Genomic DNA, 26,397 nt, shown 5'->3' on the forward strand with positions numbered 1-26,397 from the left:
GGGAGGTTCGGCATATGCCCAAAAAAACCATTAAACCTGTTATGTCAGCAGAAGAGGCAATTCGCTATGTAAAGCCGGGAGCTTCGCTGATGGTCGGAGGGTTTAATTACGGAGGAGTTCCTTACACCTTAGTGGATGCATTGGCTGCTTCGAAAACAAATGATTTACACTTGATTTCCAATGATACTTTATATGCCAATGATAAATATCCAGAAGGTATTGGACAAGGCCAGCTCGTTGTTAATGGTCAGGTTCGTAAAGTTACAGCTTCTCATATCGGTTTAAATAAAGAGACGCAACGTCTTTTTAATGAGAATAAGTTAGAACTTGAACTTGTTCCTCAAGGGAGCTTTGTTGAACGTATCAGAGCGGGAGGTTTTGGATTAGGAGGCGTATTGACGCCTACCGGAGTAGGAACGTGTTATGAAGAAGACAAACAAGTAATAGAAGTGAATGGTAAACGATACATTCTTGAACTCCCCTTGCGGGCTGATGTTGCTTTTATTCGGGCGTATCGTGCTGATCGTTGGGGGAATTTAACGTATTTTGGAACGAACCGGAATTTTAACCCTGTTATGGCAACGGCAGCAGATATTGTCATAGCAGAAGTTGATTCCATTGTTCGTGAAGGTGAAATTGACCCTAACGATGTTGTTACACCTGGAATTCTGGTAGATATTCTCGTGCTGAAAGGAGATGGATACTATGCTTCCAGAACTTGATGAAAAGGTAGTGCGAGAACGAATTGCAAAACGAATAGCCCTTGATTTTGATAATGGTGCCGTTGTCAATCTGGGCATAGGTATTCCTACGCTTGTTTCAGATTTCATCCCTCATAGTGTTAGGGTAATCATGCAGACAGAAAATGGAGTTGTTGGTGCAGGTCCAGCCCCAGAGGAACACGATCTTCGCTTTATAGGAGCGGGGGGACGAGGATTAAGCCTTATTCCAGGATCATCAATAGTTTCGAGCGATATGAGTTTTGGTCTCATTCGAGGTGGTCATCTCGACGCCACTGTTTTGGGTGCATTAGAAGTTGATGAAGAAGGCAATTTGGCAAACTGGTGGATTCCGGGAAAACTCATCCCAGGGATGGGTGGAGCCATGGATCTCGTATCCGGAGCAAGAGCTGTCTATGTCGCCACAACGCATTTTGATAAGAAAGGACGGTCAAAACTTGTAAAGAAATGTGCTCTTCCTCTTACAGGGGCAGGCGTAGTTTCTACAATTGTGACTGAGTATTGTGTTGTAAGAAAGCGCGACGGGCACATGGTGTTAACAGAGATAGCTCCCAACGTGGATGTTAATGAATTGCTGGAAAAAACAGCTATGAGTTTTGAGGTGAGCAGTGATCTTTGCTTAATGAAAGGCATTGAAGAAGAATGTTGTTGCGAGGAGGCATCGAAATGACAAAGGCTGTTATTCTGAGTGCCTGCCGAACTCCTGGCGGAAAATATGGAGGATCTTTAAAATCTTTTGAAGCTCCTGATCTTGGAGGCGTAGCTATAGCTGAAGCCGTAAAACGATCTGGTGTTAAAACTGATGATATTTCAGAAGTAATTATGGGAAATGGCTGGCAGGCAGGTGTAGGAGCCAATCCCGCTCGTATCGCTATGGTCAAGGGAAAATTACCGCAAGATATTCCGTCATTTACCGTGAATAAACGGTGTGGCTCGGGTTTGCGGACTATCATGCTTATAGCTGACCGTGTCCGTCTTGGAGATATTAATGCTGGAGTGGCAGGGGGAATGGAAAGCGCAACGAATACTCCTTATCTCCTTCCCGATGCACGCTGGGGCCATAGAATGGGGGAAAAGAAGGCTTTAGATGTTTTACATCAGGATGGTTTTGTGTGTCCCGTGGCAGGAGCCCTCATGGGGACACTAACAGAACGCCTGGTTACGGAATATAATATATCGAGACAAGAACAAGATGAATACGCTTTGCAAAGTCATCAAAAGGCAGTTCGAGCTATGGAAGAGGGCTTGTTCGCAGAAGAAACTGTGTCTTTAACCTATCGTGATCGTAAAAAAGGTGAAATCGTTGTAGACCGTGAAGAAATTCCAAGAAAAGATACCTCTCTTGAAGCTCTTGGCCGTCTTCCTGCTATCTTTAAAGAAAATGGAACAATTACCGCAGGAAGCAGCTCAGCTTTATGCGACGCTGGCAGTGCTGTTGTCGTAGCGAATGAAGAGTGGGCCAAGCAACAAGGTCATAAGCCAATAGCGCGAATTTTAGGGTATGCAAATGCGGCTCTTGACGCTGGCTTGTTTGGAATAGCGCCAACTGTTGCCATGCCTAAAGCTCTTGAAATGGCGAATCTAGCCCTTGAAGATATGGATCTTATCGAGATCAATGAAGCATTTGCTGCGCAGGTTATAGCTTGTCATAGAGTTCTTCCCTTTAACATGGAGAAACTTAATATTCATGGCGGAGCTATAGCATTGGGGCATCCCATAGGAGCTACAGGGGCTAGAATCCTTACTACATTGCTTTACGCACTCAAGACAGCAGACAAAGAACTTGGCATTGCCAGTGCATGCATCGGTGGAGGGCAGGCAGTAGCGATGGTCGTGCAACGATTTTAAAATACTTTACAAAAATTAGCTAGTTATAAAAATAAAAAGACTTCTGTTTTCAAATTGAGGCGGAAGTCTTTTTTTGTTGTACCACTCACCTGATATAATGACAATAACCATATTATCCCGAATATTAAAAATTAAATTCCTTATTAATGCTAGGTAAAATTGTTCATGAGTTTTAGATGAAATAGTTGCGCAAAATGTCTGTTTTTATTAAAATAAAATAAATTCTTCCGTTTGAAGGTGGAGGCTCATATGAAGGATGACACGATTTATACCAAGTTAAAAAGCATTCATAACAAAGTACAGGGGTATATCGCATCCAACCTATCAAGCGTTTCTGGTATTCGACATGAAGAAACCCAGAGGCTTAAAGAAGTGCGGGAAAAACTCGAATACATTCAGAAAAATATTTATGAAACTATTGAAGCTTCTGACAAAACGGAGCAGGCTTATAAAAGTGCTCGTCAACGTTTAGTTGATGCTACACGTGATGAAGATGAGAAGTCTCAGCAACAAGCTTATGATCGTGCCGAGCAGCTTATGAAAATGCAGGCCACCTTAGAAGAACGTGAGCGTAGCTTACGTCAACAGCGTGAATACTTAATGAAAGAAGAACGGGAAATCATACAATCCCTTGCACGCAGTGACGAAATGGCCAATAAGTTTCGTTTGGCCCTTGAACTTTTGGAAGACCAAGCTGTAAATGCTATGTTAGGTGCAGATAGCGAGAAAAGCTTTAAAATTCTTGCGGCAGCTTTCAGCTTAGCTGAAAGGGATAGTAGGGCGTTGGCCAGAGATCTTCACGATGGCCCCGCACAGAAGCTTTCAGGAGCAATTATGCTTTATGATTTAGCAGAACGATATATTGAAACTGGGAAAAATCATGAAGCAATAGAAGAGCTTCGCAAAGTAAAGAAACAGATGCAAGAGGCAATGGCGGATATTCGTACCTTCCTTTTCCAGATTTATCCTCAAGGTCTTGAAGAGGGGCTTGATGTAGCCCTTCAAAGATATGCGAAACAGGCAAGTGATCGTTATGGGGTAGAAATATCTTTTCAGGCTTCCGGAGATATTGTGAGTATTCCAATGGCTCTGCGCAGCAATCTCTTTAGAGTCATTCACCAAGCTATGGACAATGCTATACAAAAAGGGGACGCAAAGAACGTCAAGATTGCTCTCAGCGCTGGGACAGATGCTTTTAGTGCCAAAATCAGTGACGATGGCAAAGGCTTTGACGTTGAAGAAGCAAAAGCTGATGCCAGAGAACGAGGATCTTACGGTTTAATGAACATGGAAGAAAGAACGCGTCTTTTTGGAGGAAATATCTCTATCGATAGCTCCCCTGGCAGGGGGACCACCGTCTCAATGAGAGTGCCAATTCCGGAGGATGATTATTAATGGGAAAAATTACTGTAGTCATAGCAGATGATCATAACCTTTTTCGAGAAAGCGTTAGAAAAGTTCTTGATATGGAATCTGATATTGAGGTTATAGGAGAAGCACGAGATGGGCAAGAGACTATAGAAGTTGTTGAGCGTATGTCTCCACAAATTGTTATGCTTGACATCCGTATGCCAAAATTTGATGGCATAGAAGTAGTCAACAAATTACGTGAAAAGGGAGTAAATTGTGCTTTTGTCATTATCACTGCACTTGATGGTGAAAATCAGATAACGCGTGTATCAAGAGCAGGTATTCAAGGGTATGTCTTAAAGTCATCGGGATTGGCAGAGCTTCTTACTGCGCTACGAATTGTTGCTTCTGGTGGTCGTTATGTAGATCCTCAAATAGCCTCAAAACTCCTCTCTTCTTTTTCTCCCCATGCCGAATTTAAAGAGAAAATTGAAACTTTGACACTCAAAGAGAAACAAATCCTCTATTGGATCTCCCATGGACTCTCTTCCCGAGAAGTAGCAAAACGAATGATCCTTTCAAATAAAACAGTACAAAATCATATGAGCCAAATATTGAAGAAACTTGAAGTACAAGAAAAAGGCCAGGCTGTTGCCCTCGCATGGAAATGGGGATTGCCTGAGCATGCACCATCAGAAATTATGGATTCTGCTGGCGAATAAGTAAGAAAATATATACTTCTTCCCCTTATCCATTGGGACTTTTTCCCAATGGCATGGGTTAACTTTCCCTTCATTTTGATGAATTTCACTTTTTTTTCATGAAACTTAAGATATAAACAAGCGGGGATTAAGCATTTATTATTATTGTAAAACAGTAGCAAAATATTCTACGTTAGGAGAGAAGGGGAGGGAATATAAATGATAGAAAAACTTCGTAACCTCGTGTGGGATGAGGAAGGCCAGGGGATGGTGGAATACGGATTGATTATAGCATTGATATCTATTGCTGCTATAGTTGCGATTACTGCTATAGGCCCAAAAATTAACACAGCTTTTACTAAAGCTAATAATGCATTACCTGCAGAATAACGATTAAATATAACGCAATATTCTATATTTTTAGAAACAAAGGGCAGGTTAACCTGCCCTTTGTTTCTAAAACGGGAGGAGCTTCTATGGAATGGGCAACTTTAGTAATTTTATGTTGGGCAGGTTTTTATGATCTCAAATATAAAAAGGTTCCTAATTGGCTCACATATGGGGTGCTCTTTGCAGCGTTGCTCTTTCATGGTTTCCAGGGTGCGTTTATGCCCTCTCTTTTAGGTGGTTTGTTGGGATTAGGATGGTTCCTTATTCCGTATATGCTGGGAGGAATGGGGGCTGGAGACGTTAAGCTTTTAGCTGCAACTGGGGCAGTAGTAGCTTGGCCTGGGGCTTTGTATGTTGTTTTATATTCATCTATTGTTGGTGGCCTTTTAGTTCTTGTTTTGGCTTTTAAAGATGTTGATTATAAAAGTGTTTGGTTAGCGTTAGCAGGTGGCGCGGGTAAGTTTTTCAAGAGTATATGGATATCAGGGCGAGAGCATAGAAAAGAAAAAGTTCCTTACGCACTTTCTATCGCTATTGGGTATGCTCTGTATCTCCTGCTATGAGCGGGGGTGATGAAATGAGAAAAATATTGAAAAAACGAAGTAAAGGGCAGGCACTTGTTGAATTTGCGTTAGTGCTGCCCCTTTTGCTTCTTCTCGTGATGGGAATTATAGATTTTGGTTTGATCATGCAACAATATTTAACTTTGCAGCATAGCGTTCGAGAAGGAGCTCGCATGGCTTCTGTTGGCGGTAATGACACCGATGTTATCAGCAGAGTTGAAGAAATTTTAGCTTCACGTTGGGCAAGTGATGAGGTTACCGTAAATGTGGCAAAGACCAATAAGGGAACCTATGAAGAATCTGTTGTAACAGTAAATGCTCCTGTTGCGTTTATAACACCTCTTGGGTCTTTTGTGGAGGGGCTTGTGCCTAATTGGCAAGCGCAAGCCGTGGCCGCTTTTAGATCGGAGTGAGAGAAATGAGAGAAAAGAACCGAAAGGAAAATTTTAAACGAAGTCGGGGAGCTGTTCTTGTGTGGGTAGCTGCCAGCATGGTGGTGTTATTTGGTGCAGGTGCTCTTACTTTAGATTACGGTCGTCTTGTTATGACTCGCTGGCGTCTTCAGACAGCTGCTGATGCAGCAAGTCTTGCTGGGGCGTGGGAACTTGGAAATGCTATGGCAAGTCAGACTCTTCGAGAAGCAAGTGCTACGCAAGTTGCTGCTGAAGTCGCTACTGATAACAAATCAGAAGGAAGTTACTCTGTAGATTTTCCAGATGCGCTTACATGTCGTGTAACGGCGCAAGAGATAGTTGGCATGACTTTTGCCCGCATCTTGGGCATAACGTCTAGTGCTGTTTCTGCCCGTGCCGCAGCGCAAATTTCATCGGCCTCTTCTTCTATAGGATTACGTCCGTTAGGCATAGAAGAGCCTGAAACAGGATTTGTTTTTGGAGAACAGTATCTTTTAAAAATTGGTCCTCATGATCCTTCTGATCCCGAAGACCCAGGGTATCAGCATCACGGGAATTTTCATGCTCTAGCTTTTGGTGGAAAGGGCGCAAATAATTTTAGAGAAAAACTAAAATTTGGTTACGATGCCATTGTAAAAGAGGGCATGATGGTTACAACCGAACCTGGAAATATGTCTGGCCCAACAGAAGATGGTATCGATTATATTATCGCTCTTGAAATCATCAAAGAAGGTGTGGATTATATTCTTGATGAAGACGGACGTATTTCATGGGATTGGTATTCAACCCATCTTGATGATTTATACGAAAGCCCACGATTGATTACTTTACCTGTCGTTGCAGGTTGGGAGGTATACGGACGCAAAGAAGTGGAAGTTGTGGGGTTTGCCAGTTTCTTTCTTGAAGGGGTAGAGGGTACCGGTAAAGATTCACGAGTTATTGGCCGTTTTGTGGAAAGAGTTATTCCAGGCAGTTCTGGTGGTGGAAGTGGCTCTTTTGGCGCTTATTCAGTTAGTCTAATTCAATGAAGGTGAGGTGAGGACGTGAAAAAGAGAGGAATTTTCTTAGTAGTTTCTTTGTTATTAGGAATTATGGCAGCTTTTTTAGTATATCAGCAGATCCGTAGTTACAAACTAAAGATTGCCCGGGCAGAAAGAGAGCTTATTTCTGTTGTGGTGGCAACACGTCCCAAAGATGCTTTTTCTATTATTACATCCGAAGATGTAAAGACTGTTAGAATGCCAAGAAGCAGCATTCCTGCAGATGAAGTGTTATCTTTAGACGAAGTTGTCGGAAAAGCTTCTATGATGGAGCTCTCAACTGGCGATCCTGTATTAAAAGGGAAATTGTCGCTAGATCCTGAGAAGCTTGGAGTAGCATTTCAGCTTCCAAATGGTCGCGTAGCTATAGCTTTACCTATTGATGAGGTACGGGCTACTGGAGGTCTTCTTCGCCCAGGTGATTACGTTGATGTTTTCCACGTTTACAGAGAGAAAGATGAGGTTAGCCCTACATCTCGTCTTCTTCTTTCTCGGGTAAAGGTTCTCGCTATTGGTGGAGTTATGGGACGTAAAGAAGAGAAAGAAACAAATAAAGAAAAACAAATGGTGGCACAAACAGCGGTAGTAGAAGTTTCTCCAGAAGAAGCGGCAGTGGCAGCCTGGGCGCAGAGTCTCGGCAATTTATGGTTGGCCTTACGTCCGGCTCATGAAGAGACACAGACCCCCCTAGTTGTGTATAAAGGGCCCGGAAACTCCAATTCACCGAAAGGTGTGGCCGAGGCAGCCCCAATGAAGTCTGTTGTTAAAAGAAGTGTACCTGCCATACCTAAGGGCTGGAAAATAGAAATGATTCAGCCTGGAAATATAACAACAGTAACAGTTTCTCCTGATGGGAGGTCTCGTTGATGACTCGTCTCGTTAGAAAGATAAGCACTTTTTTTGTTATAGCGTTAGTAGTAGCTCTTTGGGGGGGTATTCCAGCGGTAGCTGCAACTTATCATCTTGATGTGGGAGACAGTGCTGTTCTTAAATATCAGAATGTAAAGAGAATGTCGGTAGGAAATCCAGATGTTCTTGACGCTGTTCCTTTGGATAATAACCAAATTCTGCTTACCGGGAAAATCGAAGGCGGAGCTGCTCTTATAGTGTGGGATGTCAAAGGAATGCATATGGAAAAGATTCTCGTCCATCCTTCAACAGATGCCCCTTCGTGGGAGCTAAAGGAATTGCTGAAAGCAGAAAATGTTGATGTTACCGTTCGCGGAGGTGCTGTTGTTCTTGAAGGTAAAGTGAAAACTCCAAGAGATCGCATACGAGCTGTTGCTATAGCAGGTGCTTTTGGTGAAAAAATAATAAATTTGTTAGAAGTTGAAGACGCTCCTCAGATAAAGCTTCGTGCCATTGTTATGGAGCTTAAAAAGCAAGATGGGGATAAACTTGGCTTGAAAAGTTTAGAGTATAACGATAATCATTTTTGGGGCATTTTTGATTTCAATCCAGATAATGCTCACGTTATCGATTACACACAGAACAATGATTTGCCAACAAGCATCAATGCAGTAATCAACGCTCTTATAGAGAATAAGCAAGCTAAAATTCTAAGTAAACCCTACCTATCTACGTTAAGTGGAGAAGAAGCTTTTCTCAATGTAGGAGGAGAGATTCCCGTTCCAGTGGGAGTGGATAACAACGAGATTAAAGTTGAGTGGAAACCATACGGAGTGATTATGAAATTCACGCCAGAACTTGATGGACTTGGTGAAATTTGGCTGACATTTGAAGCAGAAGTTAGTGAAATTGATTGGGAGAATGCCGTTGAAACTGAAGGCATAAAGATCCCAGCTATTCGAAGTCGAAAAATAGCGAACAAGGTACGTTTGGCTCATAATGAGTCTCTTGTTGTTGGTGGTTTACTTGACAATAAGCAATCAAAATACGTAAAGAAGATTCCGTTGCTTGGCGATATTCCTATTATTGGACAGCTGTTTAGAAGTAAAGAGTTCACGAACGATGAGACAGAACTCGTGATCACAGTGACACCGGAGGTGGTGGGCCTATGATTCGAGTATTCATAGTAGATGATGATTCTGTAACAAGAGATGTTATTCGCGGTATGTTGCAGATGGAGCCGGATGTGGAAATTATAGGGGAGAGCGATCGACTTGAAGGTGTGATGGAGACTGTCACTCGATTGAGGCCGTCTGTTCTTCTTCTTGACGTTCAGCTTCCTGATGGAGATGGGCCGGAATTAGCTGAAAAATTGGCAGAAATGCCTGTCCACCCAGGGATCATTATGATCTCTGTGCAAAAAGACGTTGCGTTTTTGCGAAAAGCTATGCAGGCTGGCGCACGTGACTATTTGTTGAAGCCTTTTACGAGCGCTGAACTCGTAGATGCCATTAGACGCGTCAATACAGAAACTCTTTCAAAAGGTGGCACACGTCAGGCTGAGAGAATTGCTATTTGGAGTTGCCGAGGTGGCGCCGGAGGTTCATCTTTTTCTATATCTTTAGCATCTCAATTGGCCATGATGGGCAAACGTACGGCTCTGATTGACGGCGATCTCTATATGGGTGACGTGGCCTTTCTTTTAAATACACCCTATGAATTGAGTTGGACAAACTGGGCAAATGAATGTCTTAGCGGAGTAGCCGATGGTGAACGTTATCTTGCTCTGGGGCCTAACAACCTCATGATTATGCCAACAGCTAAAAATCCTGTACAGGCCGAACTTATCAAAGCGGGAATGGCAGATCGCTTGATTCAATCTCTTTCTGATCGTTTTGACTATATATTTGTCGACTTGCACCGTAATCTTGACGATATAAGTGTCGAACTTGCTGAAGGATGTCAACGTTTATGGCTTGTATCAGATTGTACCTGTACTGGCGTAAAAAATTTACATTTGGTTTCGGGTCTTCTCGATCAGTTACGTATTCCCTGGATTGAAAGAGCTGTCATTTTAAACCGAGTTGAACGAGAGCATCGTTCTATAGTAGAAAAAATTGATAAGGAATATACAGTAAAAGGTATTCTTCCCTTCGAATCAAAGCTTGAAAACGGGTGGCTAAGGGGGGAACCGCTTATTATCGACCAGCCTCGGGCAGCCTACTCGAAGATAATACGAGAGATAGCTTCTGCTCTTGAGGTGCGAGAGAAGGTGACAAGCTAATGAGCCTTTTACGACGTTTGGCTGGTGATACAGCAGGTCAGCGGCGAGGTCGAGGATCTGTTTCCGAGTTATATCGTGAAACTCATCGTCGTATCTTATCTCGGTTGGCTGATGAAGTTGATATGGAAGAAATAGCGGCTCAGCCTGATTGGGGTAAATCATCCTTGGTTAAAGAACAGATCACCCTTGAAATTCAATCTATGCTTGAGGAAGTTAAAGGCCTTAATGCGGCTGAATTAAGCCGTCTTGAAGACGACCTTTTAAATGAGGTTTTTGGGTATGGACCGATTCAACCCTTATTAGACGATGATACAGTGACAGAAGTAATGGTAAACGGTTGCGATATGGTGTATGTAGAACGGTGGGGCAAAATAGAACCTGCGGATGTTTTCTTTAATGACGACAATCACATACGCCGGATTATTGATAAAATTGTTGCCCCATTAGGCCGTCGTATAGATGAGGCGTCACCTATGGTCGATGCCCGTTTGCCTGACGGTTCACGTGTCAATGCTGTTATTCCGCCTATTTCCATTGACGGGCCGACGTTGACAGTTCGAAAGTTCAGACGGGAACCTTTTTCTGCCCAGGATCTTATTGCTTTAGGTACGCTTTCAGATGAATCCGTGAGTTTTTTGCGGGTAGCAACTGAAGCTCGGTACAACATTCTTGTTACAGGTGGAACTGGTTCGGGTAAAACGACAACGTTAAATGTACTTTCAAGTTTTATACCGAATCGAGAACGTATAGTCACTATAGAAGATGCGGCAGAGTTAAGTATGCAACAAGACCATGTTGTTCGTATGGAATCTCGTCCTGTAAATATAGAAGGAACGGGAGCTGTAACTATACGAATGCTTGTGAGGAACTCGCTCCGTATGCGTCCCGATCGAATTATCGTAGGTGAGTGTCGCGGAGAAGAAGCTTTCGATATGCTTCAGGCTATGAATACTGGTCATGATGGCTCTTTAACCACTCTTCATGCTAACTCACCGAGAGATGTTCTCTCTCGTCTTGAAAGCATGGTTCTTATGGCGGGGATGGAATTGCCTATACGGGCTATTCGTGAGCAGATATCGTCAGGTATAGATCTTATCGTTCATCAGGAACGACTGAAAGATGGTTCTCGTCGTGTTCTTACAATTTCAGAGATAACAGGTATGGAAGGTGACACGATTCAGATGCAAGATCTCTTTACTTTTAACCATCAAGGTTTTGACGATGCGGGGCGAGTTCGAGGAAATCTTGATCCAACGGGTATTCAACCCCATCGTAGCTATAAATTTGATATGGCTGGGGTAACATTGCCAAAAGATATTTTACGGGCCAAAAGGGGGAGTTAAGCATGGGAGGGATACTCTTTGCTTTGGTAATAGGTGTGCTTCTCTTCTTAATGGCGGTAGGGCTTTCTATGATCTGGATTGGAGAAGAGACAGATCAGGTTTCACGTACGGAATCATGGTTTACGCGAGGGCGAGAACAGAAAAAAGTTGACGATAAAAAAGTTTTTGCAAAACATCTTACATCCGATGCTTTTCTTAAAAAAATGGAGGCAGACCTTATAAAAGCAGATATGCCTCTTAAACCACAGGAAGCTTTACTCATATGGCTTGGCATTCTTATCGTCATTCCTTTTCTTCTCTTTATAGTACGAGGCCCCTTTGGGTTGGCTGTCGGGTTGGTTGGGGCTATTGTAACCCCTATTTTTGTTGCTAGAGTTCGTAAACAAAGAAGACTTCATAAATTTGAGCGCCAAATACCTCCAATGCTTGATATGATTTCTTCTGGATTGCGGGCTGGTTTTAGCTTTTTACAGTCTTTACAGAATACGGCGTCACAAATGGAAGCGCCTCTAGGGGACACGTTACAACAGGTTGTTGCAGAAATTTCTTTGGGTTTAGATCTTGAAGACGTTCTTAACCGTTGGGTTGATCGTGTTGGAAGTATGGATCTTGAGTTAGTAGTAACATCCATTCTTATTCAAAAAGAGATTGGTGGAAATTTGGCTAAAATTTTAGAGAATATAGCACGTGTTATGCGTGATCGGCAGGATGTGGCCGCTCAAATGAGAGCATTGACGTCGCAAGGGCGCCTTGAGGGACTCATTATCTCTATACTACCTGTAGCTATGGCCGTTATTATTAATCTTATGAACCCGGGTTATTTAACTCCTCTTTTCACCACGCCTACAGGACAGAAAATGTTGGGAGTAGCTGTTTTCTTTGCTTTTGTTGGAATCCTGATTATACAACGTATTGTTAAACCTCGTTATTAAGGAGGTGGAGACGTGGAGTTTCTTGTTATTGTATTTTTAATGCTCATAGTTACGCTAGGAATTTTTCTGGTTCTCAATACAATTTCTCCTCAAAAAGCGGATTCTTTTGACAGAGCAGCGCGTTTTACGGGGGAAGAGGAAGAAGAAATTGCTACGTTCAAAGAGCGAGTTGTCGATCCTTTTCGCGTCAAAATAAGCCGTGTTGGTCGTTTCTTCTTTCCAAATGAGGCGATTGCCCGTATGGACCGATATTGTCTTTTCGCCGGCCGCCCTATGGGAATACGGGGGGAGGTTCTTGCCGGTCTTAAGGTATCATTTGCTTTGATTTTTGCTATGATAGCTGCTTTTCTTCTTCCTGCACCATTACGTATTACCGGGGCGCTTATTCTTGGTGCTTTAGCTTATCTTATTCCAGGAATATGGATTAGCGGCAAAGGTAAGGAGCGGCAGACACAGGCTCGAAATCAGCTTCCCGATGTTATGGATCTTATGGTAGTAAGTGTAGAGGCTGGTTTAGGCCTTGATGCGGCTATGTCTCGTGTGGCAGATCGTCTGCGTGGCCCAATGGGTGAGAATTTTGCACGTGCTCTTCATGAGATTAGTTTGGGAGAAAATCGTCAAAAGGCACTTCATGGCATTACGGAAAGATTGCCTATCGAAGAAGTGCGTCATTTTGTTACAAGTCTTATTCAGGCAGAAGAACTCGGTGTCTCAGTCAGTGATGTATTGCGCAGTCAAGCAGGAGCTTTAAAACGTTTCCGCCGTCTTAAAGCTGAAGAACATGCTCGGAAGGCTCCTATTAAGATACTTTTTCCCATGATTCTTTTTATCTTCCCATCACTTTTTGTCGTTATCCTGGGCCCAGCTTTCATATCGATTATGGAAGCCTTTGCAAAATAATGGACAATGGATATTAGAAGGTTTAGAAATAAACGCCCATATAAAATCTTGAATTCAAGAGGAGATGTTATATTCTCTCCTCTCTATTTTGCTGATTCTTTTTCCTCTCGATTTATGGGACTCATGTTTGTTCCCCTACCCAATCTCCCGTGGGGAATCATTTTGAAGCCGTGCAATGCTATACATACCATAGGAATGCGTTTTAATCTCGATGTTTTTTTTCTTGATGACAACAATCAGGTTTTAGAAATACGGCGCGATGTAACTCCATGGTCGTTATGCAGGAATAAAAAGGCACGAAGTGTCTTGGAATGCCCCGCAGGGAATATTCCCTTAAATGAAATTAATATAGGGAGTCAAATCTTTTTTGAAGATTCTTTTTAACCCCCCCTTTTCAAATAAGAAAAGTAGTTTATAATGTCCGCACAGAACGTTATACCAGAGGATGGTGAGTCGCATGACGACCGGAACGAGAGAAACACTGAAAGAGCTTTCTCTGGACATTGTGCGGAAGTATATGGAAGATAACAACTTCGAAAACATCGCATTACTTGAGGGAGCAACCATAGTTCATAATATTTACGGAGAAGGTGAAATAGTAAAAGGGGAAATATCCGATAAGGGAATAGCATATCTCCACATTGAATTTAAAGATCACTCCAGCGGCGCAGCTCTCCTTAAAAAATTCCCCACAAAAAATGTAGTAGAAGCTTTCTTTTCACGTCTTCATATCGCTCCTGAACTTTACTCCAAAATTTGTCCAGAAAAACCATGTGATGAAACAGAAAAACGATCTCCTCTCGAAGAGCGGTCAATTCACACCCGGGTACTCGATACAACAGAAACTAATGACGCTGGGAGGTCTCGGCAGGATATTTTAAAAGAATGCCGAGCTGGAGATCTTGTGCATTTTGTGGCTGAAGAAAAAATGATATTCGTAAAAACCGAGCAAGATGAAATTATTGGCTTTTTACCAGAAGAAGTAACAGCTCTTGTTCTGCCTGCTATGGAAAAAGAGTTACCAGTTGAAGCCATAATAACGAGCATCCCAAGAGAAGGAATGCCTCGTAAAAAAGGTTGTCGTCTTGAGGTTTATTTGAATCTTCCTGGTCGAGAAAGGCCAAGCTTGAAAGATTTGGCGGAAAAGAACAGAGGAGGAGAGAAAAATCCTCAAGGTGACGATAATGATGCGGTAAGCCCTGAAGAGCGCTCTTGGAACGATCTGGGAGCTGACATAGATGACATGGGTAACGACGACATGGATGTAGATATTGATCCATGGGAGGGGTATGAAGGCTTCGAAGATTCTGGTTATGACTCTTAAGGTGGTATAGTTGTAGTATAAAGTTGTTTATATTGCTTTAAGAGGAGTGAAATGGCGTGTTACGTGTCAAGGAAATACTCGAAATTCCTTGCATGGAGGAATCTATTGTTATAGCGGGGGAACGGGGATTAAACAATCCTGTTCTCTGTATAGATGTATTAGAGGTGCCAGATGCGGACCAATGGGTGACGCCTGGCACCTTTCTTCTAACAACAGCATACGCCTATAAAGAAGATGTTTCCCGTTTAGAACGACTGGTGCGTCTTCAAGCTGAAGGTGGCGCTTCCGGCATGGGAATAAAGTTGGGACGCTTTATTCAGGAAGTGCCCCAGGAAGTTTTAAAAACAGCTGAAAAAATGGGGTTTCCCATTATTTTATTACCCCCTAAACTTCCCTATGTTCCTGTGATTAAAAAGGTCATGTCTCTTATTTTTGAAAGAGAGCGTCTCCTTAAGGGGGCTTTAAATAAGCAAGATGTACTAAGACATATGATCGAAGACAACATTTCTCTAGAGGAAAATATAGATTTACTGAAACAACTTAATTTATCTCCTTTGGATTTGTGTTGTTTCATGCTTTTAGAAATTCCTAATAATGGTGGAGTTCATAACGTTGTTATTTGGGAACTTGTAGAAAAGATAAAGGTAAAGTGGCAGGATTTCTTTCTTGTTCAATTTGAAAACATGCTTGGTCTTCTCTTTGTGGTGCAAGATGAGACAAGGTTCTCTGCTGTTAAAGAGTTGGCTCAGAATGTAGCTTTGTCTTTCCAATCTGAACCAGAGTTACGTTGTGTGAGCATAAGTGGGCTGCATACTCTTGAAAAGGGGATAAAGAAAGCCTATAGAGAGGCGTTTTTTACTCTTAAAGTTGTGAAGAAGCTTATGAACCAAGAGTCAGGTTTTGTTGATTTTGATAGTCTGCGTCATCTTTCTTTTTGGTATACCCACCCCGATAGAAAGGAACTTGTTCTAACAAGTCGATTGATACTTGACCCTATTTTAATTTACGATAAAAACAATAATGGTTCTTTGTTACAAACACTTAAAGTCTTTTTACTAATGGATCGTAATCAGAAAAGAACAGCCGAAGCTTTGCATCTACACAGAAATTCATTGCGTTATCGTTTAAATCAAATAGAAGAAATTTTCGGATCTGATATATTTTCTGGTTTTAAGCTTCAAAAACTCTTTTTTGCACTTATCACGTATACACTTCTTGATGATGAAGTTCTTATATAAACACTTTGTGCATTGAGCATAAAGTGTTTACCCTTTCTTTGTGTATCAATTCCATTGTTTCCTTTTCTTTTGAACGGTATAAATGTGTGTGTAAATTTCCAGAATAGTGTTTTTTAAATTGAATATGTTCTCGGTACGTTTCCTGAATATATAACTGCGGATTTAAAAAAATACGCGGACAATTGTGTTTTTGACTTTAAATTTAAGCACATAAAATTAAAGGAGGGAAAAGTATGAATGAACGCAAGAAACACGTCAAAGCTTTGGAACCACGCACTCTTATTTTAAGTTTAATTGTTTCGGTTCTTTCCGCTATTATCTGTATGCAAATCATCTCAAGAATAGGTATTACACCAAATACCTCAATTATAGGGGCCATTGTTGCAATGACTCTTGCACGGATTCCTTTATCATTTTTAAAAGATTTTCGTTCTCTTGATCGGCAAAATTTAGTTCAAACCATGACTTCTGGCGCAGGTTTTGCTGCGGCAAATTGTGGGTTGCTTTCAGTTGGGATTATGTATGTATTTGGCACTCCCAAATTAATACTTCCAATGTTGATTGGGTCTGGTCTCGCTACCCTAATAGGAATGCACTTTGTTTATAAAGTCTACGACTCTGACCTTTATCCTGCGGCAGGAGCATGGCCTCCTGGCGTTGCAACAGCTCAAGCCCTTATCGCTGGAGATGAAGGCGGGAAAAAAGCACGCCGTCTTTTAGAAGGAGTTCTTGCTGGTGTTGTGGGACGCCATTTTGGGCTTCCTATGGCTGGCATTGGAATAGTCTTTATTGCTAACATTTTTGCCATGTCTGCTCTTGGTGTCGGACTTGTGATCCGTGGATACTCCGGAACATTATTTGGTTTCGATCTAGGTAAAACGTATATTCCTCATGGAGTCATGATTGGGGCGGGTGTAGTTTCTCTTGTTCAGGCTCTTGCTATTATTTTCCGCAGGGGTTCTTCGTCTCGTAATAATAGTGACGGACCTCTTCCCACTGTTTCTCATGAAAAAGTAAAACAAACAATTTTCTTCCATACCTTCCTTTTCGGTTTGGGAGCTATCGTTTTGGCTCTTCTAAGCGGTATTTGGGCTGAAATGAGTGTTGGGAAATTGGTTTTATGGATTGTCTGGACAACCTTCTCTGCCATTGTTGCACCTATTCTTGTTGGCTTAAGCGCTATGCACTCAGGATGGTTCCCGGGGTTTGCCATCAGTGTTATTTTCTTGAGCCTCGGACTCTTCATGGGCTTCCCTGGAGCTCCCCTTGCCCTTTTAGCTGGATATGTTGCAAGTACGGGTCCTTGTTTTGCTGATATGGGTTACGACCTCAAGACTGGTTGGATTATTCGTGGAGAGGGAAAAGATTTGGAGTATGAATTAGATGGACGGCGTCAACAGGCGATAGCAGAAATTGTAGGTGGTTTTGTCTCTGTTGTAACAGTCTTTTTCCTTATGAAGATGCATTTCAGATTGGATATGTTACCTCCAGTAAGCAGAGTTTTTGCAGCGACAGTACAGGCAGGAGCTAATCCAGATATCCTTCGTCAATTACTCATGTGGAGCGTTGTTGGAGCGATCATTCAGGCTATAGGTGGGGCTAAGCGTGCTATAGGAATTCTTTTTGCTACGGGTCTTCTTATCAAGAGTCCCTTATATGGAATTGGAGTGCTAGCTGCTGTCATTTGCCGTCTTATTTGGGGTACCAAATGGATGGAAATGCGAGAAGCAGGTCTTATCGCAGGAGACGGCATTTACGGATTTATTTCTGCAGTTGTAAGAAGCTTTATGTAAAAGGAGATGTTTAGATGGAGCATTCACGTCGTCGAATAGCTCTTATTCGGGTCTTGACTTCAAGGGATCCGCAGGTGTTGGAATCACATGGAAAAATTTTGATGGCTCTTTTCCCTGAATGGGATGTGTGCTCTTACTGCATTCCAGATCAACCGGAAGGCATACATGATGAAGAAACTAAAAAGAGAGCTCTCCCTAAAATTGAGCGACTGGCTTTTTCTCTTTTGCCTGAAAATTTTGATGGAATTATCGTAAGTTGTGCAGACGATCCAGCAGTAGAGAGTTTGCGACGGCAACTTTCTATTCCTGTAATAGGGGCGGGGCGTTCCACAGCTCTTCTTGCTCTTGGAGTTGGAAGACGTGTTGGTGTTATTGGCATAACAGATGAAACTCCAGCAGGAATGAAAGATATTTTGAAAGATTTTTTAATAAAAGAAATACACCCAAAAGAAGTTCATTCTACTCTTGATCTAATGACTCGTGAAGGAAGAGCTGCTGTTTTGAAAGAAGCAATGAATTTAAAAAAGGAAGGCGCTGATGTCATCGCATTGGCTTGTACGGGTATGTCTACGGTTTCTTTAGCATCGGAAATAAAAAAAGAGGTCAATATTCCTGTTATAGATCCTGTAAGTGCTGAGGGAGCATTAATGTGGGCTACGTTGGGGTTTTAAACAAATGGAGTTGATGAAATGTCTCAAACAGTTTTGAAGAAGGAACATGTAGAAGCTGCTGTATTAGGTGGTGCCGTTCTTGGTGGCGGTGGCGGCGGAGCTATGGAACGAGGTCTTGATTTAGGGTGTTTAGCTGTTCAAATGGGACGTCCCATTCTTATTGATGCTGAGGATTGTTGTGATGAAAACATTCTCGTTACCTGCTCTGGTGTAGGTGCGCCGGCAGCAAAGGAGGCTTTTGTTTCTCCACGAGCCTATTGGAGAACAATCGATTTGCTTCAGACACACAATAAAGAGCAAATAGGCGGTCTTATTACTAATGAGTGTGGCGGAAATGCAGTAGTAAATGGTTGGCTTCAAGCCGCTCTTTTAGATTTACCCATAGTTGATATTCCCTGTAACGGTAGAGCTCATCCTACAGGAGTAATGGGATCAATGGGGTTACAAAAAGATAAAAATTACGTGTCAATTCAGGCTTTTGCCGGAGGGAATCCAGATAACAATACATATGTAGAGGGATGTGTTTCTGGAGGACTTGCCGAGACATCTGCTCTAGTTCGCCAGGCAGCCGTTCAGGCTCGAGGTCTTGTTGGTGTAGCTCGTAACCCTGTAAAAGCTTCTTTTGCCAAAATGAATGGAGCTCCAGGAGGCGTAGCAATGTCTATAAAGTTAGGGCGAGCTATGTTGAATGTAAAAGATAAGGGAGCGGAGAAGCTTGTTTCTTCCGTTGTAGAGTTTTTAGGGGGAGAGATTATTACGCGCGGGACTGTTCAAAATCTGGAGCTTGAGACAGCAGGAGGTTTTGATGTGGGGCGTGTGGATATAGACGACATTGCTCTTACTTTCTGGAATGAGTATATGACCCTCGAAAGAACAAATGGAGAACGTCTGGGTACGTTCCCAGATCTTATTATGACAATGGATGGGCATTCAGGCATGCCAGTAACCAGTGCAGAAATAGAAAAAGGTCAATCTATTTATGTTATTACGGTTCCCAAAACAAATTTATGTTTAGGTGAAGGAATGCGCTGCATAGATCTTTTACGCGATGCAGAACGCATTATCCATAAAGATATATCGTCGTATCAATAAAAGGAGTGGTGAGTATGTCATTTACTAGAACTCTTGAAGCTTTAGACCTTCTTGATCGCTCAGATGTGAGCGGTGAAATGGTAAAAGATGTTTTTCTTAAAGCTGGAATTAAGGAAGTAGAAGTAAAAAAAATTGAAGGTCCCAAGGGACATACAGATTTTATAAAAGCGGTTATTCCTGGGAGTCACGGAAAGCGCATGAATGGAACGGCTCCCACATTAGGTATCATTGGTCGACTAGGCGGAATAGGTGCCCGTCCGGAGCGTATTGGACTTGTTTCTGATGGAGATGGAGCAGTGGCTGCTGTCGCAACGGTTTTAAAAATGGCAAAGATGCTTTCTGTTGGCGATGTACTTCCTGGAGATGTCATAATTTCTACCCATATTTGTCCCGATGCTCCCACTCAGCCTCATGAACCTGTGCCTTTTATGGGATCCCCTGTTGATATGACTACAATGAATCAGCAAGAAGTTGATCCTGAAATGGATGCTATTTTAATTGTGGATACTACTCGTGGCAACAGAGTCATAAATCATAAAGGGTTTGCTATCTCTCCCACCGTTAAAGAGGGATATATTTTGCGAGTAAGTGAAGATATTCTTTCTATTATGGAAATCGTTACAGGAGAGCTTCCAGTTGTTTTTCCTCTTACTATCCAGGATATTACACCTTATGGCAATGGCCTCTACCACTTGAATAGCATATTGCAACCTTCAACTGCGGCTAAGGCCCCATGTATTGGAATTGCTATTACGTCTCATTCTGCTGTTCCAGGGTGCGCTACAGGTGCAAGTCATGCAACAGATATAGAACAGGTCGTTCGTTTTAATATTGAGGTAGCCAAGAATTTTACTAGAAAGAGCTGTTCTTTTTACAACACAAAAGAATTCGAATTGCTTATTGATTTATACGGTCCTATGAATCATTTTCAGACTGCTGGTAAAAAATAGATAATGTATAAAGCTCAAATAACATTGACTGTTCCAATGGGAAAACGGCTGATTGCGAAAGCAATCGCCGTTCTTCCTGAAGTACAAAGAGCGTTTAGAGAAGGTCGGATTCTTTTAAAAGGGGGAACGACAGTTTCTGCAGTTGCTGAAGAGCTTGTTGGTTCTCCCTTGCGGATTAGCGGAAGAGTTACACCTCGCGGAACGGTATCGTGCAATAAATCTCTCCCATCTTTCCCTCATAGTATTCTTATTTATAACGGACAAATTCAGAACGTTGACCAATGTCTATCACAAGTTGTCGCTGAAATGAATGCTTCCGATATAGCTATATGCGGGGCTAATCTTGTTGATGTGCACAAACAGGCAGCCATGATGGCAGGAGCACCTCTGGGAGGTGTCCCCGGGCAGGTGATTTCCACTTTGCGATCTGAAGGAATTATTACTTATATTGCGGCTGGGCTTGAGAAGTTTGCTCCCTGTTTTCTTGATGAAGCCATACTTGAAAGCGGACGGAAAAAAATCAATACATCTATGGGCATGTCGGTAGGTCTTATCCCTGTTCCAGGTTGTGTCGTAAGTGAAATTGAAGCTTTTTCAATCCTTGCATCTGTGAAAGCATACATTATTGGCAGGGGGGGAATTAGTGGAGCAGAAGGGGCTACAACGTTTGTCATAAGTGGGGAAAAAGACGAGGTCAAAAAAATTATTAATATCATTTCTGTTTTGCCAGAAGTTCCTGAAAGTGGGAGTGATGGTTCCCTCGATGAATGTTTACATGGGGGCCCGGGGTGTAAAAGTCATCTGGGATGTTGGCACCGTGATCGTATATTGAAGAGGTGATACACATGAAACGAATTTTGGGAACCGTAACTATAGGCCAAGCTCCGCGAGTAGATATAATTCCAGATATCTTGCCTATTCTAGGGGAGAATCTAAATGTTGTTGAATCTGGTGCTTTAGATGGTTTGACGAAAGAAGATATTGCAAAAATGGCACCTCAAAAGGGAGATTACGTTCTTGTAACGAGAATGAAAGATGGGACTTCGGTTACAGTTGCAGAGCGTTATATCACACCTAGAGTTGAAGAGAAAATTCGAGACCATTTCCAACATAATATTCCTGTTGTTCTTCTCCTTTGTACCGGTGAATTCCCTTCTTTTGGTGAAGAGGGACTTTTGATTCGGCCTCAACGTATTCTTTACAATGTAGTACAGGCAGTGGCTGAAAATAGAAAATTAGGTGTCATTACTCCTTCTGAAGATCAGATAGCACAATCTAAGAAAAGGTGGGAAACTGTGTCAGGAAGAGTATCAGTTGTTGCTGCTTCTCCATATGCAGACTCTTTGCAACTTGATAATGCTATAGAGAAGCTACAAGAATATAATCCAGATATAGCTATTATGGATTGCATGGGCTATACAATAAAAATGCAGCAGAAAGTAAGAGACAGCCTTGGAAAACCTGTATTTCTAGCTCGAAGTGTTGTGGCCAGAGTGATTAAAGATATGTTTGGATAGGGGGCAAGGGTAAATGGATTTTGAGAAAATGATTAATGTGTCGAAGTGCCTTCTCACAGATAATATGGGACTTCGTCGAGAAGAAAAATTATTGATAATATGCGATAGCAAGACTGTAAATATTGCTAAAAGTCTTTTTGAGGCGGGGCAATTACTAGGAAGCGAATCTCTTCTGGTTCAAATTTCGCCTATGAAAAAAAATGGAGAGGAACCATCTGCACGTGTGCGTGAATTGATGTTAGCTTCAGATGTTGTCATTATTCCTACAAGTAAGTCTATGACTCATACCCACGCCAAAAAAGATGCATGTGCTGCTGGAGCTCGTGTTGCTACCATGCCTGGAATTACTGAGGATATGTATTTTAATGGGCCTATTACTGCAGATTATAAAGAAGTTGAAATTTTAACAAAAAAACTCACATCTCTTCTTGACAAGGCTAAAGAGGCTGAGATACGAAAAGACGGCTGTTCCCTTACGTTGTCTCTTGACGGGAGAAAAGGTATTCCGAGTACAGGTGTATATCGGGAAAAAGGGCAAGCTGGCAACTTACCATCTGGTGAAGCTTTTATTGCTCCCGTTGAGGGTAGCGCTTCAGGAGAAGTTGTTATCGACGGTTCATTTGCTGGAATTGGAGTCTTAAGTGCTCCCTTGAAACTTTTTTTTGAGAAAGGGCAGCTTGTCGATGCGAAGGGTCCTGAGCGTCAAAAACTCTTTGACCTTCTGGGAGATAATCCTTTGGCAAGAAATGTAGCTGAACTTGGAATAGGAACTAATAATAAAGCTCGAGTCACAGGGGTTATTCTCGAAGATGAAAAAATATATGGAACTGTACATATTGCCCTTGGCAGTAACGATACCTTTGGAGGAACAGTTGCGGCAGGAATCCATGTAGATGGAGTAATTACCAACCCTGAACTTTACATTGATGAAAAATGTATTCTTTCTGAAGGCAAAATCCATATTTAACTATATTATTTTGTTTCAGAAGGCGGGAATTCAGTTTCCCGCCTTTTTTGTTAAAATAGATAAGTTAACGTCGACTTTAATAAAAAAAAGGAGGTAGGTTTGAATGGACGACGTTCCTGGTAGCAGTACATGTTTAAAATCTGCTGCGTTATTCAAACAGACCTCTACACGTCACTTTTTTTCAGAGGTCTGAGGTCTGTTTAGACACTGAAAAGGAGTGATATCCGATGAATATGTCATTAGGCCAAGCTCTGCAAACTTTTCTGCTGAGCAAAGATTTCTCTTTGATTAAAGATTTTTGTATCTCAAACCATCCTGCAGTTGTTGCCGACTTTTTATCCCCACTGAAGCCTCAAGAGATATGGTCAATTCTTTCCATTCTCAATCCTCAGAAGAGGGCAGAAGTCTTTTGCCAAATAGATGAAGATAGGCAAATTACTTTAGCCAGTCAATTGGCGAGACATGATCTAGCAGCTTTAGTTACAGATATGTCTTCTGATGATAGAGCTGATTTGTTTAGGCGCTTACCAGAAGCAACGCAAAAGATACTCTTACCAGCCCTTGCCCAGGCAGAGCGAGACGATATTAGACGTCTTGTTTCTTATGCAGAAGGCACATGTGGTTCTGTTATGACTTCCGACTACGCAACACTACCTGAGAATATAACAGTAGCTCAAGCTATTGAAGAACTACGCAGAGAAGCTCCAGATAGAGAAACTATTTATTATATTTATGTTTTAGGGGAGCAGCGTAAGTTATTGGGTTTTGTGTCGTTAAAAGACCTTATTGTTTCTTACTCTGCTCTCAACGTTGCTGATATTATGCATCGTGACCTTATCTTTGTAAAAGCAAATGATGACCAAGAAGAAGCAGCCAGAAAAATCGCTAAATATGATCTTCTTGCTTTGCCTGTTGTTGACGAAGCAGGTTCCTTAGTTGGAATTATTACACATGACGATGCCATTGATATTATTACTCAAGAACACACAGAAGATATGGAAAAACTTATGGCCATTGGTGGGCGACATGACGTAGGTACATATTTAAAGACATCTGCTTTTGAACACTTCAAAAATAGAGTTTTTTGGGTTGTTGGGCTAGCTGCGGTAGGACTTCTTTCTGGTATGGTTATTCACCGTTTTGAGGCGACCTTGGCTCATTTTATGATTTTAGCGTTGTATTTGCCAATGCTTACAGATAGCGGTGGAAATACTGGTAGCCAGGCTGCAACTGTAATAATACGGGCGTTGGCACTTCGCGAAATTAAAATAAAGGATATTTTTAAAGTTTTGCTAAAAGAGTTAAAAGTATCAGTTATGCTCGGTGTTATTTTGGGAGGACTTTCTTATGGGAAAGTTCTTTTCTTATCTAAAGATTTGATACTACCTGTAGGAATGACTCTTCCTATGATAGCTACGGCTATCGCTATGGCACTGATGATACAAGTTGTAACCTCTACATTGATAGGTGCTCTCTTGCCCATGGGGGCAGTTTTTCTGGGATTTGATCCCGCTATTGTTGCGAGCCCAGCATTAACAACAATAGTGGATATAACTGGTCTGTTGATCTATTTTAATATTACACGAATGATCTTAGGGCTATGAATAAATTTTAATAAAAAGACATACAGAAAACCTATTTTATGTTAGAATAAGGCATATTCGAAAAAATTATATTAGGCCAAAACGATCTCCCCCCCCTTTTGGATTTCTTTTGGTCGTGGTATTTTAGAGGCTCTGTATGTGAGAGCCTCTTTTTGTTGCCTGTTTACAGAATATTTGGATTTTACCCATTAAGTCGAATAGCGCTCTTATTTTCAATTTGCTATTGACTTACATTAGTTGCACTAGCATAATTGTTTATTGCAAAAAAGCCTGCCAACACCCAAAAAGTGTAGTGTTTCCAATATTGAATAAGAATATGAATTTTTAGAGAAGCAAAATAATATGAAGGAGATGAAAGGATGAAAAAGGGAAAGTTTTTTAGTCTTACTGTAGTCGCGATTTTAGTCGCATTATTCTGTGTTGCTTCTGTTGGCTTGGCAGCAGAGAAAAAAGACACCTTGGTGGTAGCTAATATTTATGATGCAAAAACTCTTGATCCTCAAGCTACCAATGACGTTGCATCTTCTGGAGCTATGATGCAGATTTATGAAACACTTGTTGCGCTTGATGATGATAACAACGTTGTTCCTCAGCTTGCTGAAAAGTGGGAGAAACTTGATGACCTTACATACAAGTTTTATCTCCTGAAGGGTGTTAAATTCCATAATGGTGAAGAACTTAAGGCTAGCGATGTGAAATACACTATCGACCGTGCCATGTCTCCCAAGGGTGCCGCTATTCAGAACTATTCTGGAGAAGTCGAGAAGGTTGAAGTTCTTGATGATTATACATTGATTATCAAGACCAAGAAACCGTCCACCCCCTTCCTTGCCTCTCTGAGCCACACATGGGGCAGCATTATGAATGCTAAAGCAGTTGAAGAGGCTGGAGATAACTATGGTATGCATCCAATCGGAACCGGCCCCTTTAAGTTTTTAAGCTGGGCAAAAGGTGATCGTTTGACCCTTGAGCGTTTTGAAGACTTCCATGGTAAGAAACCTGCCTATAAGACCCTTGTTATGCGTTCTATTACAGAGCCCACAAGCCGTACAATCGAGCTTGAGAGCGGAGCTGTAGATATCGCTTATCAGATCACAACTAATGATATTAAGAGAGTTGAAGAGAACCCTAACCTCAAATTGATGAGAGTTATGGATAACTCCACATCATATCTTGGCTTTAACTGTGAAAAAGCTCCTTTCGATAACGTGAAAGTTCGCCAGGCTATCAACCTTGCTATTGATACAGTGGGTATTAACAAAGCTGTCTATCGTGGAATAGGACAGGCTCCAACTGGACCAATTGCTCCCAATGTAAAATACTTTGATAAATCACAGCCTGTACATGAGCAGGATATGGAGACAGCTAAAAAGCTTCTTGAAGAAGCTGGCTACAAAGATGGATTCAAAGCTCAGATCTGGACAAATGACAAGAAAGAAAGAGTTGACATGGCTACCATCATTCAGAGTCAGCTTTCTGAGATTGGCATTGATGTTGAGATTAAAGTTCTTGAGTGGGGAGCTTATCTCGATGGTTTGAAGGCCAAACAGCATGATATGTTCATCGTTGGCTGGGTTTCTACAGTTCCAGATCCTGAATTTGCCGTTGGTGGCGTTTTCCACTCTTCCATGAAAGGTAAAATGAACTTCTCTTTCTTTGGAGATCCTAAAGTTGACGAACTTATTGAAAAAGGTAAAACTCTTCCTGATGGTGCAGATCGTGAAGCTGTGTATGTTGAATTGCAGAAAGAGCTTAATGAAAAACGCCCCTGGGTTTACCTTCTCAATGATGAGCAGATCTGTGGAATGCAGAAAAATGTAAAAGGATTCAGACCCAGTCCCAGAGGATATCACGAGCTTTACAACGTCTATTTTGAAGACTAAAAGTT

Annotated in this window: 27 protein-coding genes; all 27 read left to right on the top strand. The window is 41.8% G+C overall.

Annotated features, from left to right (window positions below):
* Positions 1 to 14 precede the first annotated feature (14 nt).
* The 27 genes from RBH88_RS04230 to RBH88_RS04360 all read left to right on the top strand — a co-directional run bounded on the left by RBH88_RS04230 (position 15) and on the right by RBH88_RS04360 (position 26,392).
* On the top strand, positions 15 to 722 hold the full coding sequence (locus RBH88_RS04230; protein WP_213690365.1) for a CoA transferase subunit A: 708 nt from the start codon (positions 15 to 17) through the stop codon (positions 720 to 722).
* On the top strand, positions 706 to 1,410 hold the full coding sequence (locus tag RBH88_RS04235) for a 3-oxoacid CoA-transferase subunit B (RefSeq protein WP_213690364.1): 705 nt from the start codon (positions 706 to 708) through the stop codon (positions 1,408 to 1,410). The genes RBH88_RS04230 and RBH88_RS04235 overlap by 17 nt, the downstream gene beginning before the upstream one ends.
* A complete protein-coding gene (locus tag RBH88_RS04240; RefSeq protein ID WP_307879990.1) occupies positions 1,407 to 2,588 on the top strand; it encodes a thiolase family protein in 1,182 nt (393 codons plus the stop codon). The genes RBH88_RS04235 and RBH88_RS04240 overlap by 4 nt, the downstream gene beginning before the upstream one ends.
* Before the next feature lie 249 nt (positions 2,589 to 2,837).
* Positions 2,838 to 3,983, top strand: coding sequence for a sensor histidine kinase (locus RBH88_RS04245; RefSeq protein ID WP_213696074.1), 1,146 nt, complete (start codon positions 2,838 to 2,840; stop codon positions 3,981 to 3,983).
* Positions 3,983 to 4,660 carry a response regulator transcription factor gene (locus tag RBH88_RS04250; RefSeq protein ID WP_213699406.1) on the top strand — a complete coding sequence of 226 codons (678 nt, stop codon included), beginning with the start codon at positions 3,983 to 3,985 and terminating at the stop codon, positions 4,658 to 4,660. The genes RBH88_RS04245 and RBH88_RS04250 overlap by 1 nt, the downstream gene beginning before the upstream one ends.
* A gap of 198 nt (positions 4,661 to 4,858) precedes the next feature.
* Positions 4,859 to 5,029, top strand: coding sequence for a Flp family type IVb pilin (locus RBH88_RS04255; RefSeq protein WP_307879991.1), 171 nt, complete (start codon positions 4,859 to 4,861; stop codon positions 5,027 to 5,029).
* An 86-nt stretch (positions 5,030 to 5,115) separates the two neighbouring features.
* Entirely contained in the window at positions 5,116 to 5,592 is a 477-nt protein-coding gene (locus RBH88_RS04260) for a prepilin peptidase (protein WP_213690339.1), read from the top strand.
* A gap of 14 nt (positions 5,593 to 5,606) precedes the next feature.
* Positions 5,607 to 6,005, top strand: coding sequence for a TadE/TadG family type IV pilus assembly protein (locus tag RBH88_RS04265; protein ID WP_213690340.1), 399 nt, complete (start codon positions 5,607 to 5,609; stop codon positions 6,003 to 6,005).
* Between the two features lie 5 nt (positions 6,006 to 6,010).
* The gene (locus RBH88_RS04270; RefSeq protein WP_213690341.1) at positions 6,011 to 7,033 is read left to right on the top strand and encodes a pilus assembly protein TadG-related protein; all 1,023 of its coding nucleotides are present in this window, start codon (positions 6,011 to 6,013) and stop codon (positions 7,031 to 7,033) included.
* A gap of 15 nt (positions 7,034 to 7,048) precedes the next feature.
* Positions 7,049 to 7,912 (top strand): Flp pilus assembly protein CpaB, encoded by an 864-nt coding sequence (gene cpaB, locus RBH88_RS04275; protein ID WP_213690342.1) that lies wholly within the window; start codon positions 7,049 to 7,051, stop codon positions 7,910 to 7,912.
* Positions 7,912 to 9,066 carry a type II and III secretion system protein family protein gene (locus RBH88_RS04280; protein WP_307879992.1) on the top strand — a complete coding sequence of 385 codons (1,155 nt, stop codon included), beginning with the start codon at positions 7,912 to 7,914 and terminating at the stop codon, positions 9,064 to 9,066. The genes cpaB and RBH88_RS04280 overlap by 1 nt, the downstream gene beginning before the upstream one ends.
* Complete coding sequence (locus RBH88_RS04285) at positions 9,063 to 10,178, top strand: response regulator (RefSeq protein ID WP_307879993.1); 1,116 nt, start codon at positions 9,063 to 9,065, stop codon at positions 10,176 to 10,178. The genes RBH88_RS04280 and RBH88_RS04285 overlap by 4 nt, the downstream gene beginning before the upstream one ends.
* Positions 10,178 to 11,521 (top strand): CpaF family protein, encoded by a 1,344-nt coding sequence (locus tag RBH88_RS04290; protein ID WP_213695997.1) that lies wholly within the window; start codon positions 10,178 to 10,180, stop codon positions 11,519 to 11,521. The genes RBH88_RS04285 and RBH88_RS04290 overlap by 1 nt, the downstream gene beginning before the upstream one ends.
* A 2-nt stretch (positions 11,522 to 11,523) precedes the next feature.
* The gene (locus RBH88_RS04295; RefSeq protein WP_213690346.1) at positions 11,524 to 12,453 is read left to right on the top strand and encodes a type II secretion system F family protein; all 930 of its coding nucleotides are present in this window, start codon (positions 11,524 to 11,526) and stop codon (positions 12,451 to 12,453) included.
* 12 nt (positions 12,454 to 12,465) lie between these two features.
* Positions 12,466 to 13,353 (top strand): type II secretion system F family protein, encoded by an 888-nt coding sequence (locus RBH88_RS04300; protein ID WP_213699412.1) that lies wholly within the window; start codon positions 12,466 to 12,468, stop codon positions 13,351 to 13,353.
* A 6-nt stretch (positions 13,354 to 13,359) separates the two neighbouring features.
* Positions 13,360 to 13,737, top strand: a complete 378-nt coding sequence (locus tag RBH88_RS04305) for a DUF192 domain-containing protein (protein WP_307879994.1) — start codon at positions 13,360 to 13,362, stop codon at positions 13,735 to 13,737.
* A gap of 73 nt (positions 13,738 to 13,810) precedes the next feature.
* Complete coding sequence (locus RBH88_RS04310) at positions 13,811 to 14,677, top strand: hypothetical protein (RefSeq protein WP_307879995.1); 867 nt, start codon at positions 13,811 to 13,813, stop codon at positions 14,675 to 14,677.
* Positions 14,678 to 14,733: 56 nt separating this feature from the next.
* Positions 14,734 to 15,915, top strand: a complete 1,182-nt coding sequence (locus RBH88_RS04315) for a PucR family transcriptional regulator (protein ID WP_307879996.1) — start codon at positions 14,734 to 14,736, stop codon at positions 15,913 to 15,915.
* Positions 15,916 to 16,148: 233 nt separating this feature from the next.
* The gene (locus RBH88_RS04320) at positions 16,149 to 17,708 is read left to right on the top strand and encodes an OPT/YSL family transporter (RefSeq protein WP_213701049.1); all 1,560 of its coding nucleotides are present in this window, start codon (positions 16,149 to 16,151) and stop codon (positions 17,706 to 17,708) included.
* Positions 17,709 to 17,722: 14 nt separating this feature from the next.
* Positions 17,723 to 18,379: an aspartate/glutamate racemase family protein gene (locus tag RBH88_RS04325; protein WP_307879997.1), complete on the top strand. Its 657-nt coding sequence runs from the start codon at positions 17,723 to 17,725 to the stop codon at positions 18,377 to 18,379.
* A gap of 18 nt (positions 18,380 to 18,397) precedes the next feature.
* Positions 18,398 to 19,471 carry a DUF917 family protein gene (locus RBH88_RS04330; protein WP_307879998.1) on the top strand — a complete coding sequence of 358 codons (1,074 nt, stop codon included), beginning with the start codon at positions 18,398 to 18,400 and terminating at the stop codon, positions 19,469 to 19,471.
* A 14-nt stretch (positions 19,472 to 19,485) separates the two neighbouring features.
* Positions 19,486 to 20,421: a DUF1177 domain-containing protein gene (locus tag RBH88_RS04335; protein WP_213695892.1), complete on the top strand. Its 936-nt coding sequence runs from the start codon at positions 19,486 to 19,488 to the stop codon at positions 20,419 to 20,421.
* A gap of 3 nt (positions 20,422 to 20,424) precedes the next feature.
* Positions 20,425 to 21,261: a hypothetical protein gene (locus RBH88_RS04340; protein ID WP_273312110.1), complete on the top strand. Its 837-nt coding sequence runs from the start codon at positions 20,425 to 20,427 to the stop codon at positions 21,259 to 21,261.
* Between the two features lie 5 nt (positions 21,262 to 21,266).
* Positions 21,267 to 21,938, top strand: a complete 672-nt coding sequence (locus RBH88_RS04345) for an AroM family protein (protein ID WP_213691101.1) — start codon at positions 21,267 to 21,269, stop codon at positions 21,936 to 21,938.
* Positions 21,939 to 21,951: 13 nt separating this feature from the next.
* A complete protein-coding gene (locus RBH88_RS04350; RefSeq protein WP_307879999.1) occupies positions 21,952 to 22,905 on the top strand; it encodes an aminopeptidase in 954 nt (317 codons plus the stop codon).
* 227 nt (positions 22,906 to 23,132) lie between these two features.
* Positions 23,133 to 24,509: a magnesium transporter gene (gene mgtE / locus RBH88_RS04355; RefSeq protein ID WP_213699582.1), complete on the top strand. Its 1,377-nt coding sequence runs from the start codon at positions 23,133 to 23,135 to the stop codon at positions 24,507 to 24,509.
* A gap of 359 nt (positions 24,510 to 24,868) precedes the next feature.
* Positions 24,869 to 26,392 (top strand): ABC transporter substrate-binding protein, encoded by a 1,524-nt coding sequence (locus RBH88_RS04360; RefSeq protein WP_213690420.1) that lies wholly within the window; start codon positions 24,869 to 24,871, stop codon positions 26,390 to 26,392.
* Positions 26,393 to 26,397 lie beyond the last annotated feature (5 nt).

It is taken from the genome of Aminobacterium sp. MB27-C1, assembly GCF_030908405.1.
In the GTDB taxonomy this organism is placed as follows: domain Bacteria; phylum Synergistota; class Synergistia; order Synergistales; family Aminobacteriaceae; genus Aminobacterium.

Bases quoted from the DNA above. Each gene is read 5' to 3' on its own strand.
- RBH88_RS04245 (WP_213696074.1), top strand. From the start codon at position 2,838: ATGAAGGATGACACGATTTATACCAAGTTAAAAAGCATTCATAACAAA.
- RBH88_RS04345 (WP_213691101.1), top strand. From the start codon at position 21,267: ATGAAACGAATTTTGGGAACCGTAACTATAGGCCAAGCTCCGCGAGTA.
- RBH88_RS04235 (WP_213690364.1), top strand. From the start codon at position 706: ATGCTTCCAGAACTTGATGAAAAGGTAGTGCGAGAACGAATTGCAAAA.
- RBH88_RS04290 (WP_213695997.1), top strand. From the start codon at position 10,178: ATGAGCCTTTTACGACGTTTGGCTGGTGATACAGCAGGTCAGCGGCGA.
- RBH88_RS04255 (WP_307879991.1), top strand. From the start codon at position 4,859: ATGATAGAAAAACTTCGTAACCTCGTGTGGGATGAGGAAGGCCAGGGG.
- RBH88_RS04260 (WP_213690339.1), top strand. From the start codon at position 5,116: ATGGAATGGGCAACTTTAGTAATTTTATGTTGGGCAGGTTTTTATGAT.
- RBH88_RS04270 (WP_213690341.1), top strand. From the start codon at position 6,011: ATGAGAGAAAAGAACCGAAAGGAAAATTTTAAACGAAGTCGGGGAGCT.
- mgtE (WP_213699582.1), top strand. From the start codon at position 23,133: ATGAATATGTCATTAGGCCAAGCTCTGCAAACTTTTCTGCTGAGCAAA.
- RBH88_RS04240 (WP_307879990.1), top strand. From the start codon at position 1,407: ATGACAAAGGCTGTTATTCTGAGTGCCTGCCGAACTCCTGGCGGAAAA.
- RBH88_RS04250 (WP_213699406.1), top strand. From the start codon at position 3,983: ATGGGAAAAATTACTGTAGTCATAGCAGATGATCATAACCTTTTTCGA.
- RBH88_RS04330 (WP_307879998.1), top strand. From the start codon at position 18,398: ATGTCTCAAACAGTTTTGAAGAAGGAACATGTAGAAGCTGCTGTATTA.
- RBH88_RS04295 (WP_213690346.1), top strand. From the start codon at position 11,524: ATGGGAGGGATACTCTTTGCTTTGGTAATAGGTGTGCTTCTCTTCTTA.
- RBH88_RS04360 (WP_213690420.1), top strand. From the start codon at position 24,869: ATGAAAAAGGGAAAGTTTTTTAGTCTTACTGTAGTCGCGATTTTAGTC.
- RBH88_RS04285 (WP_307879993.1), top strand. From the start codon at position 9,063: ATGATTCGAGTATTCATAGTAGATGATGATTCTGTAACAAGAGATGTT.
- RBH88_RS04310 (WP_307879995.1), top strand. From the start codon at position 13,811: ATGACGACCGGAACGAGAGAAACACTGAAAGAGCTTTCTCTGGACATT.
- RBH88_RS04230 (WP_213690365.1), top strand. From the start codon at position 15: ATGCCCAAAAAAACCATTAAACCTGTTATGTCAGCAGAAGAGGCAATT.
- RBH88_RS04305 (WP_307879994.1), top strand. From the start codon at position 13,360: ATGGATATTAGAAGGTTTAGAAATAAACGCCCATATAAAATCTTGAAT.
- RBH88_RS04340 (WP_273312110.1), top strand. From the start codon at position 20,425: ATGTATAAAGCTCAAATAACATTGACTGTTCCAATGGGAAAACGGCTG.
- RBH88_RS04350 (WP_307879999.1), top strand. From the start codon at position 21,952: ATGGATTTTGAGAAAATGATTAATGTGTCGAAGTGCCTTCTCACAGAT.
- RBH88_RS04320 (WP_213701049.1), top strand. From the start codon at position 16,149: ATGAATGAACGCAAGAAACACGTCAAAGCTTTGGAACCACGCACTCTT.
- RBH88_RS04335 (WP_213695892.1), top strand. From the start codon at position 19,486: ATGTCATTTACTAGAACTCTTGAAGCTTTAGACCTTCTTGATCGCTCA.
- RBH88_RS04325 (WP_307879997.1), top strand. From the start codon at position 17,723: ATGGAGCATTCACGTCGTCGAATAGCTCTTATTCGGGTCTTGACTTCA.
- RBH88_RS04280 (WP_307879992.1), top strand. From the start codon at position 7,912: ATGACTCGTCTCGTTAGAAAGATAAGCACTTTTTTTGTTATAGCGTTA.
- RBH88_RS04265 (WP_213690340.1), top strand. From the start codon at position 5,607: ATGAGAAAAATATTGAAAAAACGAAGTAAAGGGCAGGCACTTGTTGAA.